Below are 14,505 nucleotides of genomic sequence, written 5' to 3' on the forward strand. Positions count from 1 at the left end.
ATGATTTGCACAGAAGATTTTTCGCCTAATCACAATGATTGCAAGAATAGTTGTGATTATTGCGATTTATGCGCGCAAAAAATTATTGAAAACGGCATAACAGATGTTGTTTTTGACTTGCATCTTCTTGTTGATTGGGATGCGCGTCGCACATTGGAATCGTATTACCCAGATTATATTGGCGAGGTGCTGTTTAGCTATGAGCCAGAATGGGGTTTTGAGTTTCACGAGGCTTTGCGTGAATCAGGATGGAGCATTGAGTGTGCGCTTGAATCGTTTAGTGAGCATCATGGTCCTGCCGTAACTTGGCTTTATCGCTTGTATTTTGAGAATTTTTTACACGGATTTTTAGGGGAGCGAGAGCGTTTTGCGGCTGTTGCTCGCGATTTAACTGCAAAAGGTGTGCGCGTTTGGGCGCTGGGAAATGCTTCACAAGAGTGGGTTGATTGCGTGCGCACAACTTGCCCAATACTTGGCGAGATAAATGGCGTTAGCGCATCTTATGAATATCATTTGCGCAAGCCGAATATTATGATTTATAGAGATTTTTTGAGCAAAAATGGTTTGAGCGCATCTTCTACTGTTTTTGTTGAATCTGATTTGCGTAGTTTAAAAACTGCACAAAGAATTGAGTGTGCATTTGCAAAACTATTCACACTGTAATAAAACTATTCACGCTATAGTTGACTCAACATTTGTCGGCTGCTTCAAGTGAATCGTAGCCATACATGCGCACAGTATTTGTAATAATCATTTGCGTTAGATTTAGATTTTTCGCTGTTAAATCTTCTATAAAAGACTTATATTTAGCAAAAGTTTCGGCGGAATACGTGCTTAATTCTCCTCGTAAATACGTTTCAAAAGATGTATTTTCTTCTGTATCTTCACTTGTTTTTAGAACGCGCATCGCAAGACCTAAATGAGGGTATCGATCGCGAAAATCATCCGCCCATTTAACTTGCGTTAAAATAATCTTCTCTTGCTCGCTTTTTCTAGGCTCTAAAATCGGCTTAATATAAGGCTTAATTGTGCGCTCAAAAATTTCTGGAGCAGTAGACTCCATCATTCTTGCATATTTTTCTGTTATCAAATTTCTGCCATTGCTGTCAGCGCGCTCAAGATCTTTTTTATAAGACTCTTGCAAATCCAGAGGCCAAGTTAAAAATTGACTCATGCGCATAATGCGGAATGTTTGCCAATCTTCCTGGCAATTCGCGCGCCCGCCTTCGTTTTGCGTAAGCTGGAATTGCTGCCATTCTAGTTTTGTAATTTCTTCTGCAAGATTTTGCGTTTTTGGATTTGATAATGAATCGCACATCATAAGCTCCTTAAGCACGTTGCGCGCGAATTAATATGTGCTTCAACATACGGGCGTTGCCATTCTAAAAACGTTTCATTGCAATCGCTCAAACCTTGATATTTAAGCTCTTGCACTACTTCGTTGCACACGTTTTGAATAATCTCGTTTATTTTAGATTCAGCTTCGCTGCTGCCTTTTGTGCCTTCGCCAAATCCGATTCCACCAAAGCATGCTGCGGAGCTTAGTCGCATAAGCGATTCAAGTTGATTTGCTACGCCAGAAAGCCTAGACGCCATGCGATTGCTTAGCTTGCGAAGTGCTGCAAATTGCCACTTATAATATGGCAAATATCCTGCACTTATTGGGTTATTTAGCAAAAATACGATTGAAGCGGTTGCGCGCACAAACTCGTTTATAGAAAGCCATGCTGCAGCTCCGTCTTTTCGCGCTAGCATTCGTGGAACATTGTATTGACCTGCTTGAGCCATCATGCCAAGCCTTCTAGAGATTAGCGAGATTCGCACATCGTCTGGCATGAGTTTAAAACTTTGACGCGTTTTGCTAAATTCTCCAAGTGGGTCTGCAAAAATTTGGCCGTTCGTAGCTGCAGCAAGTGTTGGCTCGCTTAACGAAAGCCATAAATGCGGCTCGTTTTGACTTGGTGCAGTAGAAAATCCCGTTATGTTTTCAAAAAATTCGCTTATGCTAAATATTCCAACTCGCTTGCTTCCTTCGCATGATTTAGCGCGTGGAGTTTCTTCGCGAGAGCCAAAACCAGCGTATTCTTGCGGAAGAGAATCGTAAGCTGCTTGCAAATCATCGCCAATTTTCGCATAGTCTTCATCTGTAAGCCATAAGCAGAATCCTGGGCCAAAATCGTGATCGCGCGAAATCTCGTCGTCAAATCCGTAGCATTCCGATCCGTGACCTACTAATCCTGCAGCTATGCGGTTTTTATAGTCTTTAAATTGTTCAAGTTCAAGCAGTGGTTTTCCGTAAGTTTGCCAATATGATTTTGCAAGTTGCATGCCGTTTTTGATTTTTGGATTATATTCTGTTTTTACAGTTTTGATTGATTTTATGGTTTTATTTGATTGTATAGTTTTATTTGACTCTGGCTTTGGCTCATCGCTTGCTTGCGACTTTTCCGAATTGCATTGAATTGTATTTGCCGCGCTTTTCGCCGTAAATTTTTCTTCTGCATCCTGTGCTTGCTGCAGATTCTCCAACGTTATAGCGTATGACTCGCTATCTTTTCCGTAACATTGTGCTATTAAATCTAGAGCTTCGCTGTATGCTTTTACAGCGTCGGAATACTCTTTTCGTGCGTATTGAACTTGAGCATATCCAGCTAAAGCAGATGTGTAATGTGGTTGATTTTGGTTATTTCCTGCAATGTACATGCGAATACTAGTTGAAGCGTGTTCAAAAGCAGAGTTAAGGATAGTGGATTTGCTGTTTGTGCTTTCGCTAGGCTGCGAACACTCTTGCAAAATCGCAAGCGCAAGATTTGTGTGAGTTGCTGCTATATCTATGTCTGTTGAAGGATCGATACTCGATTTTTGCAATATTTCAAGCGCAATATTAAGTTCATTAATTGCTTCGCTCGTGTTGCCTGTTTCGCTGTAAAGCATTGAAAGATTGTTGTGCAGAGCTGCGAGCTTTCTATCGTTTGGTTTTAGTGTTTTCGATGATTCTTTAATAGCTTGAGAATATATTTCTGCTGCGCGCTCATAGCTGCCCGCGGCTCGTAGGCTAGTAGCAGCGTTTATAAGCGTGGTTGTGCCAGCTTCGCTGCCTGCTAAATCCATCTTTTTTGACAAATCTAGCGCATTATCAATTATTGGCTTGTTTTTTGCGTGTTCTCCTCTAGACCTATAAAATCCCATCAACTCGTTTAACACAGATAGTTGCAATGCTTGAGCGTTTGCTTCTGCGTGGTTTGTTGCTTCTTGGTTTGCTTTTGCTTGCGATTGGTTGAGCGCATTTAGCAGGTATTTTTCGATTTCTTGCGCGCTTGTGTGGCTTGCAAACATATTGTCTAATTCTTTATAAAATTGCGAAACGCTTAACATTTAAGCCACCTTGCTTCTTGCGATTAAATTCCGTTTTGCTCACTACTCAATCATAGCGAATTATTTGTTTATACGAGTGTTGTAATATGCGCGATTGTGCAAAAAATCAAAAGTCGGGCTGGTGGGATTTGAACCCGCGGCCTCTTCGTCCCGAACGAAGCGCGCTACCAAACTGCGCTACAGCCCGATGTCGATTGTGCGAACTCAATAGAGATTGCACATCGTGAATCCATCTTATGAATACATGACGCAGCTACATGTTGTAATTGCGCATGCAACACTCCGACAACGTGGTTATAATAGCGTGAACTTGCTACAAATTAACAGTGTGTGTCGTTGTCAAATAAATTCTTTTAAAATTTTATTAAAAATTCACTTGTATTCTTTTGCAGCTGCATGGTCTCCGCAATATTTGCAAAATGATGTAATTTTTCGTAAATAATTTTGTATATCTTAATAAAATAATAAAAAGTTTTACTGTAAATGTATTTTTCTTTCGAAAACAGAAAAATATAAATATTTATATAAAAATGTATATTTGTTGCAAAAATGATTAGCGCAATCGATCTAGTAACACAATAAAATGCATTTGCGACTCGCTTACCTGTATTCCCTAGTAGCTACAATTGGCGTTTATGACTGACACGAATACTGCAATGTCTGCCGCACAAAACGCCGCAGAAAATGACGTAACAGATAACGCCAATGAAATTGACACCGTTGAGCATGCTGAGATGCTGCTCGCTCAAGATGAGGCTATTGCTAAGCGCGTAAATGATGGTGCTACTCTTGACGAAGCAATTGATCCAAGCAATAAAGAGTTTGGTCCGCTTGCTCACCCAGAGCAGGTGCAGATGCGTGTTGCTAAGCGTGCGATGATGCTTAAGGAGGGTGTGCAGCCATACCCAGTGCATCTTAATGTTACGGATACTATCGAAAAGGTTCGTGCTGATTTTGATGGCAAGCTTGAAGCTGGCGAAGAAACTGATACCGAGGTTGGTATTGCAGGTCGCGTGCTTTTCTTGCGTAATGCTGGTGGCTTGTGCTTCGTTAAGCTTGCTGCTGGTGACGGCACTACGATTCAGGCGATGGTTTCCAAGAAGGAAATTGGCGAAGAATCTATTAAGAGCTTCAAGCAGATGGTTGATTTGGGCGACCATTTGTATGTTCGCGGTCGCGTTATTTCTTCTAAAACTGGCGAGCTTTCCGTATTCGCAACTGAGTGGGCAATTGCAGCTAAGGCTTTGCAGCCACTTCCGGCTTTGCATAAGGAATTAAGCGACGATACTCGTACGCGCAAGCCTTATATTGGCATGATTGCGGACGAGAAGATTCGCGATATGGTTCGCAGGCGTTCTCATGCTGTAGCTTCTCTTCGCCGCACTTTCGACAGCCACGACTTCTTGGAAGTTGAAACACCAATGTTGCAAACGGTTCACGGCGGCGCTGCTGCTCGTCCGTTTACAACTCATATGAACGCGTTCGACATTGATCTTTATTTGCGTATTGCGCCAGAGCTTTTCTTGAAGCGCTGCTTGGTTGGTGGCATTGACCGCGTGTTTGAAATCAACCGTGATTTTAGAAACGAAGGCGTAGACGCAACTCACGCTCCAGAGTTTACAATGCTCGAAGCTTACCAAGCTTATGGCACTTACGATACGATTGGAGCTCTTACTAAAGAGCTGATTCAAAAGGCTGCTGTCGACGCTTTCGGCTCCACTAAGGTGACTTTGCTTAACGGCGAAGAGTACGATTTTGGCGGCGAGTGGAAGCAGATTACCATGTACGGCTCGCTTTCTGAGGCTTTGGGCGAGGAGATTACGCCGGAAACTTCTGTTGAGCATTTGGGTGCGATTGCAGACAAGCTTGGCGTTGAGCGCGACGAAGTGGAGAATCACGGCAAGTTGGTTGAGCACTTGTGGGAGCACTTCTACGAGGATAAGCTTTATGAGCCAACGTTTGTGCGCGACTTCCCAGTGGAAACCAGCCCGCTTGTTAAGGGTCACCGTACTAAGCCAGGAATGGTTGAAAAATGGGATTTGTATGTGCGTGGCTTTGAGCTTGCAACCGGCTACTCCGAGCTTAACGATCCTGTTGTGCAGCGCGAGCGCTTTGTTGCTCAAGCTAAGGATGCTTTGGCTGGCGATGTTGAGGCAATGGATATTGACGAGGACTTTATTGAGGCTCTCGGCGTCGGTATGCCTCCTGCTGGCGGCATGGGAATGGGTATTGATCGCTTGCTGATTGCGCTTACGGGCGCAACCATTCGCGAGACGATTACGTTCCCACTCGTAAAGCCTCTTCGCTAACTGATAGATTTAGTAGATTGTAAAGCCGTTGGATGTCGTTTAAACATTCATCGGCTTTTCTATTAAATTTTTCGTGTTTGTTTACTTTTATGCAAGTAGTCTTACGAAACGAATAGACTAGGTAATTATGACATATAAATTAGTATTGCTCCGACATGGTCAGAGCGCATGGAATAAGACCAATCAGTTCACTGGTTGGGTTGATGTACCGCTGACTGAGCAGGGTGTTGAGGAAGCTAAGCATGGTGGCGAGCTTCTTAAAGAGAAGAACGTTCTTCCAGACATCGTGTTCACTTCTTTGCTTCGTCGCGCTATCAATACCGCGAATTACGCGCTTGATGCAGCCGACCGCCTGTGGATTCCAGTTCGTCGCAGCTGGCGTTTAAACGAGCGTCATTACGGTGCTTTGCAAGGTAAGAATAAGTCTGAGATTCGTCAGGAATATGGCGATGAGAAGTTCATGATTTGGCGTCGTTCTTACGCAACTCCACCTCCTGAGATTGATCCAAACGATGAGTATTCTCAGACGAATGATCCTCGTTACGCAGGCGATCCGGTTCCAGAAACTGAAGCTTTGGCAAACGTTGTGACTCGTGTAACTCCTTACTGGGAGTCCGATATTATTCCAGAGCTTAAGTCTGGCAAGACTGTGATGATTGCAGCTCACGGCAACAGCTTGCGCGCAATCGTTAAGATGCTTGACAACTTGAGCGAGGAAGAGATTTCCAAGGTGAATATTCCAACCGCTATTCCTCTGCTTTACGAGTTGGATGAGAACTTTAAGCCAATCAAGCCTCGTGGTGAGTATTTGGATCCAGAAGCTGCTGCTGCTGGTGCTGCCGCTGTGGCTGCTCAGGGTCAGAAGTGAGATTCTGATTAGTTTAAATTAAAAAAGTAGGTCTGCAACTAAATCTGCAGACCTACTTTTGTTTTACAAGCATACTTTTGTTTTGAATTTCTATTCAAAAACTGTATTTTTATGCCACAACTGTGTCTTTATCTGGTTCTGGTTTTTTAGTTGGGTCAAATCCTGAAACAATAAATACTACTTGTCTTGCTGCAGCAACTGAATGATCGCCTATGCGTTCCATGAATCTGCTTAGAAGCACTAAGTCAATCAACTGTTTTCTAGTGCCGTTCCAATTTTCGCCTTCTACAAGAGCAAAAATGTCTTCATGTAGCTTATCCATCTTATCGTCGCCGTGAATAATTGCATCGGCTACTTGAACATCTCGCTTTGAAAGCATGTCAGTTAGTTGCACAGAAAGAACACGAAGGAAGCTAACCATCGCCTCAACTGTTTCTTTTGCTTGGCTTGGTATTGCGGAATCAGGCCATGTGCGTCTTGTGATTTGTGCAACGTGACTTGTTAAATCTCCCATGCGCTCAAAAGTCGCAGCCAAACGCATGGTTGCTACTACTTCTCGCAAATCTGTTGCTACAGGATTTTGTCTAGCTAGCAATGTTAAGCATTGATCTATAACGCTATCTTCTAGTGAATCTAGTTGAGTGTCATTGTCTATAACTGCTTGTGCAGATTCTAAATCAGCATTTAATAAAGCATTTCCAGCATCGTTCATGGCTTTTGCAACAAGCTCTGCCATGCGTTCAATGTTTAATGCAACTGCCTTCATCTCTTCGTTGAAAATCACTCGCATGGTGCGTCCTTTCTTGCGTTCAATCGCGCTCAATTGCGTTTGGAGCATATTCGCGTTTGTTTAGATTGCCCTAATCAAGTATAGACTACTGTGCGCACGTGCGTTAAATGTATTAGTCGCTGTATTAGTTGCTTAAATGTGAGCGCGTTAGAGTATTCTTTAAGAGTATGCTTCAAGATTCGCCATATTCGCCTTTAATGGTGTTTGTAGTGTTTGCTTTGATTGCGCTTTGTGTTGCAATTGTTGTTGTTATGTTTGTTGTTGATTCTCTTTTCCCAATATTTCGTAGTATTTTTAGACCGTTTTTTAGTTCTGTTGTAAATCCTATAGCAGGTGGTTTGCGTAGGATTTTTCGTAGTAGCTTTAAGAAGATCTTAAAAATTTTAGGTAAACGTAATTTTGGTGATGATGAAGATGATGAAGATTCAGTTGATAGTAATTCAGATGATATAAGTTCAGATGCGTGTGCGATTTTATCCATGCTGTCTGCTGCGACTATTGTTATCGATGCTGATAATGATGTTTTACGAGCTAGTTCTGATAGTTATACGCTTGGTGTTGTTGTTGATGATTCTATTGTTCAACCGCGAGTTCTGGATTCTGTAAATCGTGTGCGCGAGTCTGGCGGTTTTGAGAGTTTTGATTTAGTTACTTTTACTCCTGAGCGGTATATAACTATTGGTGAAGATTCTGATTTTAATAGTAATTTTTCTGGTGACAGTGCTGTGTTATTAAAATCAGCTACGGTTGCTGGCGACTTTTCCTCGAATAAAACTGATAAATCGTCTGATGCTTCTACAGTTTCTAGACCTAATTGGCTTAATGTTACTGTTGGAAGTGTTGGAGCAGGCAAGGTTGTTGTTATTTTAAATGATACGAGTGCTGCGCATCGTTTTGAGCAGACTAGAGATGATTTTATAAGTAATGTTTCTCAACAACTTATTAGCTCTACTCGAATGATTTCTAGTCTTATAGAACTTTTGCAGGATAGTAATGTTACTCTTAATCGTGTTAAGGAAGTGTCTTTAAAAGCTCAGAGGTCTTCTAAACGCTTGGAACATATGTTGGAAGATCTTCTGCTTCTTATGAGTGCTCAGAAGCCTATAGATGTGTCTAAGGCGAGTGCTGTGAACGTCTTGAGTGTGTTAAAAGATGTTCAGAATCAGGTTTCATATCTTGCTTTGAGCCGAAATGTGCGTCTTTGCGTTAAGTCTGATTCTTCGCTTAGTGTTTTAGGCAGTTTTTCACAAATCAGCGCTGCCGTGCGTAAACTTGTTGAGAATGCTATTATCTATTCTTCAGCAAATAGCAGTGTGGCGATTTCAGCGTTAAAGTCTGATGACTCTCAGTTTGCAGTGATTCGTGTTGTTGATTGTGGCTCTGGTATTGCGTTGCGTGATCAGCCTCGTATTTTCGAGCGTTTTTATCGTTCGGATAACCAGAATGACGGCAGTCAGGATGGTGTTGGTTTAGGTCTTGCTATTGCTAAGCACGTGGCTCTTACTCATCACGGTAGCATTACATTGTGGAGTAGACCAGGGAAAGGTACTACGGTTAATTTTGCGATTCCGCTTTCAAGATCGGATGCAAAATAGTTCGCTTAATCGTATTAAGCGTTTTACTTTCCTAGTCTTCTATAATCCCAACGGTCAAAGTGTTCCCAGATTAAAAGCAAAATACCTATTACGAATCCGCTAAGGCAAACTATAGCAAAAAACCATAGTAGAAAGTGCAAGATTGCGAGCACAACAGTGATTATTGATGCTATAAGCCATAGAACTGTTCCAACCATAAATGCTTTGCACAGGTCTACGCGCAATGGCTTTGGTGCCTCTTTGCGCGCATCTGGGTTAATAATCGGTGCTAGCTTCATATGATTAACCATACATCTAGTGATGTCTAATATCAATTTTTGGTTATATTTTTTGATGATATACGTTTATGATATACGTTTAAATTTTACTATTTTCTTTTTCGACACTATTTTTATCACATCCGCACCACGTTGTAATCTTGAGCTTTGTAGGTGCCGTTTTGACGTGATACTTTAACAATTCGGGAGTGGTTTTTTATGAGACATGGTGCACATGGTGCTAAGAAAGCAAAGGGGCGTTTCGTTTCGCCTTTTATGCTTTTTTCGTCTTCTCATATTTCCAGTGCTACTTCTGAGCGTTCTACCGAAGCGGTTTGTGCGAATAATGGTGCAGTTGTGGGTTTGAGCGAATCTGTGGCTCAGAGTTTGCAAATGTCTTCTGCTCCTCGTACTCGTCGCGAGATTCGTTTAGCTCGCGAATCTAGAGAACGTAAGAATTGTATTATTGTTTCTACGTCTTTAGTAGCTATAGTTGGTGCCGCATTGACGTCTATGGCTTTGAGCAAGACTGATGGTTTGGGTTCTTTTGCTTCAAAGCAATATGCTTCTGAGATTAATTTTTCCAATGATTCTAATGATCAAGCTGCTTCTCGTTCTAGTCAGCGTGAAAAGTTAGATCGTGCTGATAAATATTTGAAGTTCAGCAGTGCTGTTGCTGGTCTCGAAGCTGATTTAAACGCTTTCTCTACTAGATCGTCTCATGAGTCTAAGTGGGATTTAGGTTCTAATTCAGATTTTAAAGTTTCTGAAATGTCTAAGTCTTCTGCGAATAATCCGCAGGTTGCTATTTTAATGGATTCAGACGTTAATTCTTTGCCTGCTGGATTTAATCCAAATCATAGTTCTGGTGATTCTGGGAATGCATATGAGTTTAGCCAGTGCACTTGGTGGGTTTATATTCGTAGGCATCAGCTTGGTCTTCCTGTTGGTTCCAATATGGGAGACGGCTGGATGTGGGCTTTGACTGCTCGAAAACTTGGATATTGGGTAGATCGTACGCCTCGTCACGTTGGCGATATTATGGTGTTTGGTCGCGGTCAGGCTGGCGTTAATCGTACTTATGGTCATGTTGCTGTTGTTGAAAAAATTAATCCTGATGGTTCTATTGAAACATCTGAGTCTAGTGCGGAGCTTCACGGTAGGACCTTCTCTAGGGTTGTAAATCCGAATGAAACTTCGGCTTTTGAATTTATCCATTACTAGATTATTTGGAATTTTAATATTTTGACATTTTAATATTGATATCTGTTACTACGTTTTGCGGTTTTCTAGTCTATTCTGGCTGTTATGCGTGTAGGTGTGCATTGTTGTGCTGTAAATAGTGCGTGCAAATTTTGTTTGTGGTCTTAGTTTGTAGTATTAACATGCTAACATCGCTAATGATGATTAAGCGAGATAAGATTTTTTCTTCTGTATTTGCAGTTTTTGTATCTGCAGCGCTGGTTGCTGCTATGATTCCGCTTGCTTGTGCTTCCGCTTCTGCTGAAGAATCAGCAGTTACATCTACACGTTCTTTCCCTAAGATTACTGATGTTAAGCGTGATTTGTTTACAGAATCCACTTCTACCGATGTTGATGCTAATTCTCATTGGGGCAGTATTGAGTCTTTGGATGTTCCGCAGACTAAGAGTGCTGCTGAACTTGCACTTGAACAGGCTCGCCAGCAACAACAGGCACAGAATAATTCTGCTGATGGCTTCGACGCTACTGCAAGTCGTTCTGGAGCGCGTAATGGCGTTGGACCTATGACGTACTTTGTTGCTCCTCCAGATAATCAGTCTGTTTCGGCGATGCTTAATTTTGCGGCTCAGTTTTTAGGTAAAGTGCCTTATCGTTCTGGTGGTACAAGTCCTGCTGGCTGGGATTGCTCTGGTTTTGTGCAGTACGTTTTTGCCAATATGGGTATTTCTTTACCTAGAACTTCTGGAGCTCAGGCCACTGTAGGTACGGCTGTTCCGAGTTTAGCTCAGGCCCAGCCTGGTGACATAATTGCCAATGGTGCTCATGCATCTATTTATGTTGGTAATGGAATGGTTATTAATTCTCAGTACGCTGGAACTCAGTATGATCCTATTAGATACGTTTTTTCGGGATCTTATTCTATTCGTAGAATCTTCTGACAATTTGATTTTGAGTGGTATTCATGATTTTATGGATACAACTTTTAGTTTTTGTTAGTAGTTTTGATACGTTTTTAGGTTATTTTTAATTAATTTTGCCATTAATACTTAGGTTTGTTGTGTCGCGATAGACGCGACTACCTTAAACGCGCTATTCTAGTAGTTAAAGTATTTAAGAAAATAAAAAATCGCGCGATGCTAGGAGGATCTAGATGGCACAAGGTGTTATTACACAAGAAAAAGCTGTTCTTGTAGGTGTTGATGGTTCTCATGCGAGCTATAAGGCTGTATGGTGGGCATCTAATTATGCTAAGCATGCTGGATTACAGCTTCAAATAGTTTGTGCATATTCTTTACCTAGTTATGCAGCTGTATCTTTTGATGCGACTTATACTGCGATTGGTGATGATAATGTTGCTCATCAAGACGCTCAGGAAATTCTTTCTAAAGCAAAAGCTGTAGCTTTAGAACAGGGTGTGGATGCAACAACGTTAATCGTTACTGGCGATCCTTCTTCTGTGTTTGTAGAGCTTTCTAGGAACTATCAGCTTATTGTTATTGGTAACCGAGGTAAAGGTGGATTGGCTGAGCGTTTGCTTGGCACGACAAGTTCTTCGCTTCCAGCCTACGCTTATTGCCCAATTGTTGTTGTTCCATATACAGATGATGATGGTCAACGAATCCACTTGAATAATAAGATTTCTAAGATTGCTGTTGGCTCCGACGAGTCTAAGTGGGGATTAAAAGCTCTTGAGATTGCTGCAGATTTGGCTGATAGTTGGAACGCACAATTAGATGTGATTTCTGCTGTTCCTAGCGTTCAGGGTGCAGAAGGTGACACTGCTGTTATGGGATCTTATATGGAAGATCTTGATGAGAGAGTAAAGCCTATTTTGCAGCGTTTGCCAAATCTAAAGATTCATCGTTCTGTAGTTCCAGGCTCTGCTGTAAACGCTTTGACTCAAGCGAGCTTAAACAATGATTTGGTTGTTGTGGGTTCACGAGGACGTGGTGGTTTTACAGGATTGCTTCTTGGTTCTATTAGCCAAGGTTTGTTGCAGCATTCTTCTAGACCGGTGTATGTGGTTCCACGTAAGTATGTGGAGTTAAGCGCTGCTCAAGTAGCACAGCAGTCTAAGGTAAGTAATGATACTAGTGCTATTGATTCTATAAGTGGCGTTCATACAGTTGATGTTCCAAAAGCTGGTGTGGAAGCTGCTAAAGAAATCGAGCAAACTATTGATCCGCTTCACTAGTAGTTTGTAGTAGAGAAGTAGCTTGTAGTAGAAAATAGCGTCCAAAGCACTAAAACAGTGTTTTGGACGCTATTTTGTTGCAAAGCTAGCCCAGGCATGTACTATGTGCTTTTTATTTGTTTAAGTTTGATTTTTACTTGTTTTTAAGTAAAAATCGTGCGCGTCTTTTTTCGCGAGCAGCGCGTTTTTTAGCAAGTTCGTTATTGTTCATTTCAATAGCAAGTTTATAAATTTTAATTAGCTCTTGAGCTTGCTTTTTAAAGTCATTGTTCTTTGAGTATTCGAGAACATTTGCTTTTAGTTGTGCTTGCTCTTCTTCACTCATGTTAAGAACGTGACTAAACACTTGCTTAAAGTCTTCTTTAGAATCCCACTGATAACCATTTTTGCCACTAATAATCTGATTCTCATTAGGGATATCGTGCTTTACGAGAGCAAATAATCCAGATGCCATGGCTTCAAGCATAGAAAGTGAATGCATTTCCGATAGGGAAGCGGTAGTGTAGTAGTCCATAGCGTGCAAATACTTAGGGATCTGCGTGTGTTCAATAGGGCCAAGTAGGTAGATTCTATCTTCAAATCCTTTGCTAGCTACTTTCTTACGCAAGTCTTCTAAATCAGGTCCTCCGCCAATAACAACGAGTCTAGCTAATTCGCGTGGAAAATCGCAATACATAAAGTTGTCAATAAGCTCAGAGATATTCTTTTCTGCTCCGATTCTTCCAACAAAAACGAAGAGTTTCGTGGAATCAGCAATACCGTATTTTTTACGGAATTCTTTTCTAAAAGCAATTCGCTCTGGTGTAGGCAAGAACTTTTTATATTCAACTGCATTGCTAAGAACAACAACTTTTTTATCGACTTTTTGACGATCAATATAAGCTTGAGCCTTAGCGGACATACTAGTAATAATTGTTGCATTTTTAGAAAATCGCGTAAAATATTTTGCTGAAATATTCCTAGAAAACTCTGTAAAATGCTTTAGACCAATATAAAACAGGAACTTATCGTATTCTGTATGAAGAGTATAAATAACAGGAACATGTTCTTTTTTAGCAACTTCTAGACCTATTTCACCAATACCAAACTCATTTTGTATATGAATAACATCTGGTTTAAAGTTGATAGGGAATTTTTTGCGCATGTTTCCAATCGGAATTGCAACTCTATACTTGTATAGCTTTTTAAGAAGTATTCCTGGAACGTATACAACTCCGTCTACAAGCTTAGTTTTTCGCTGTTTTTCGGATCCAACCGTAACAACAAGAACCTCGTGTCCAAGTTCCTCGTACATTTTTTTAAGCATGTATGATTGCGTTGCTACGCCATTTATGTATGGTGGATATGTTTCTGTAAAAATCGCGATTTTCAAAGTTTCCTCCAGTTACATAAATAGCTCTAACAACGTTAAAAGTGTAGCATTGTGTAAGTTATTGCGCCACAAATTGTGATTTTTAGCGTTTTTAGTGTCTTACATTTACTGTTACACGCACTTGCGCACCGCGTTCAAGAGTGTGCTTAACTGTGCAACCCTTGTTGATATGTCTTTCCATGCGTTCTTTTAGTTCTTTTGCATTTTCATCGTTTAAAGCAGGTTTTGCGCTTGTAGCATCAACTGTTACATCCTCTTGGAATCTTAAGTAAGTTCCTTCTTCTGGATCATAAGTTCCATTTACAAGAACTCGAGCGCCTTTTCCTTCTCCGAGCGCATGTTCAACAGCGTATTGGCTGCTTAAAGCTGTGCAACCAGCTAGAGCTATTTGCATTAGTTCCACAGGTGAAAATTGTCCTTCTCCTTTACCAAATTTTAGTGTTGCACCATCATCACTTTGTGCTTGCCAAGACCCGTCTTCTAAACGTTCAACCCATATTCTTCTAGTCATTTTTGCTCCTTTGCATTTTTATACATTAACA

The 14,505-nt window shown here is 41.2% G+C and carries 13 protein-coding genes and 1 tRNA gene; 7 read left to right on the forward strand and 7 right to left on the reverse strand.

The annotated features are described in order from the left end of the window. The gene (locus tag GAVG_RS07415) at window positions 1-663 is read left to right on the forward strand and encodes an HAD family hydrolase (RefSeq protein ID WP_009994830.1); all 663 of its coding nucleotides are present in this window, start codon (window positions 1-3) and stop codon (window positions 661-663) included. A 25-nt stretch (window positions 664-688) separates the two neighbouring features. On the opposite strand, the gene GAVG_RS01935 is transcribed toward GAVG_RS07415, so the two are convergent. The 3 genes from GAVG_RS01935 to GAVG_RS01945 form a co-directional block, all read right to left on the reverse strand. Next, a complete protein-coding gene (locus GAVG_RS01935) occupies window positions 689-1,318 on the reverse strand; it encodes a DUF4125 family protein (RefSeq protein WP_004115596.1) in 630 nt (209 codons plus the stop codon). Then, on the reverse strand, window positions 1,318-3,375 hold the full coding sequence (locus GAVG_RS01940; RefSeq protein ID WP_004115594.1) for a DUF4037 domain-containing protein: 2,058 nt from the start codon (window positions 3,373-3,375) through the stop codon (window positions 1,318-1,320). The genes GAVG_RS01935 and GAVG_RS01940 overlap by 1 nt, the downstream gene beginning before the upstream one ends. A 113-nt stretch (window positions 3,376-3,488) precedes the next feature. After that, a tRNA-Pro gene (locus GAVG_RS01945) sits at window positions 3,489-3,562 on the reverse strand. Window positions 3,563-4,010: 448 nt separating this feature from the next. On the opposite strand from GAVG_RS01945, the gene lysS reads away from it, so the two are divergent. After that, window positions 4,011-5,684: a lysine--tRNA ligase gene (gene lysS / locus GAVG_RS01955; RefSeq protein ID WP_004115592.1), complete on the forward strand. Its 1,674-nt coding sequence runs from the start codon at window positions 4,011-4,013 to the stop codon at window positions 5,682-5,684. 127 nt (window positions 5,685-5,811) lie between these two features. After that, complete coding sequence (locus GAVG_RS01960; RefSeq protein ID WP_004112459.1) at window positions 5,812-6,552, forward strand: phosphoglyceromutase; 741 nt, start codon at window positions 5,812-5,814, stop codon at window positions 6,550-6,552. Between the two features lie 109 nt (window positions 6,553-6,661). Here the strand turns inward: GAVG_RS01960 and phoU are convergent, their stop codons facing one another. Continuing rightward, window positions 6,662-7,342, reverse strand: coding sequence for a phosphate signaling complex protein PhoU (gene phoU / locus GAVG_RS01965; RefSeq protein WP_009994834.1), 681 nt, complete (start codon window positions 7,340-7,342; stop codon window positions 6,662-6,664). A gap of 167 nt (window positions 7,343-7,509) precedes the next feature. Here phoU and GAVG_RS01970 point away from each other — a divergent pair, with 167 nt between their 5' ends. Then, window positions 7,510-8,937 (forward strand): sensor histidine kinase, encoded by a 1,428-nt coding sequence (locus GAVG_RS01970; RefSeq protein WP_009994835.1) that lies wholly within the window; start codon window positions 7,510-7,512, stop codon window positions 8,935-8,937. A gap of 23 nt (window positions 8,938-8,960) precedes the next feature. Here the strand turns inward: GAVG_RS01970 and GAVG_RS01975 are convergent, their stop codons facing one another. Next, entirely contained in the window at window positions 8,961-9,215 is a 255-nt protein-coding gene (locus GAVG_RS01975) for a hypothetical protein (protein WP_004115586.1), read from the reverse strand. A gap of 198 nt (window positions 9,216-9,413) precedes the next feature. Here GAVG_RS01975 and GAVG_RS01980 point away from each other — a divergent pair, with 198 nt between their 5' ends. The 3 genes from GAVG_RS01980 to GAVG_RS01990 all read left to right on the forward strand — a co-directional run bounded on the left by GAVG_RS01980 (window position 9,414) and on the right by GAVG_RS01990 (window position 12,591). Beyond that, entirely contained in the window at window positions 9,414-10,418 is a 1,005-nt protein-coding gene (locus GAVG_RS01980) for a CHAP domain-containing protein (protein ID WP_004116799.1), read from the forward strand. Window positions 10,419-10,579: 161 nt separating this feature from the next. Then, entirely contained in the window at window positions 10,580-11,335 is a 756-nt protein-coding gene (locus tag GAVG_RS01985) for a C40 family peptidase (RefSeq protein WP_009994837.1), read from the forward strand. A 212-nt stretch (window positions 11,336-11,547) separates the two neighbouring features. Then, window positions 11,548-12,591: a universal stress protein gene (locus GAVG_RS01990; protein WP_004115580.1), complete on the forward strand. Its 1,044-nt coding sequence runs from the start codon at window positions 11,548-11,550 to the stop codon at window positions 12,589-12,591. A 133-nt stretch (window positions 12,592-12,724) separates the two neighbouring features. On the opposite strand, the gene GAVG_RS01995 is transcribed toward GAVG_RS01990, so the two are convergent. Both GAVG_RS01995 and GAVG_RS02000 read right to left on the reverse strand, forming a co-directional pair. Then, complete coding sequence (locus GAVG_RS01995) at window positions 12,725-13,963, reverse strand: glycosyltransferase (protein ID WP_004116793.1); 1,239 nt, start codon at window positions 13,961-13,963, stop codon at window positions 12,725-12,727. Between the two features lie 91 nt (window positions 13,964-14,054). After that, entirely contained in the window at window positions 14,055-14,474 is a 420-nt protein-coding gene (locus tag GAVG_RS02000) for an OsmC family protein (protein WP_004116790.1), read from the reverse strand. Between the last annotated feature and the right edge of the window lie 31 nt (window positions 14,475-14,505).

The sequence above is a fragment of the Gardnerella vaginalis ATCC 14018 = JCM 11026 genome (assembly GCF_001042655.1).
GTDB lineage: Bacteria > Actinomycetota > Actinomycetes > Actinomycetales > Bifidobacteriaceae > Bifidobacterium > Bifidobacterium vaginale.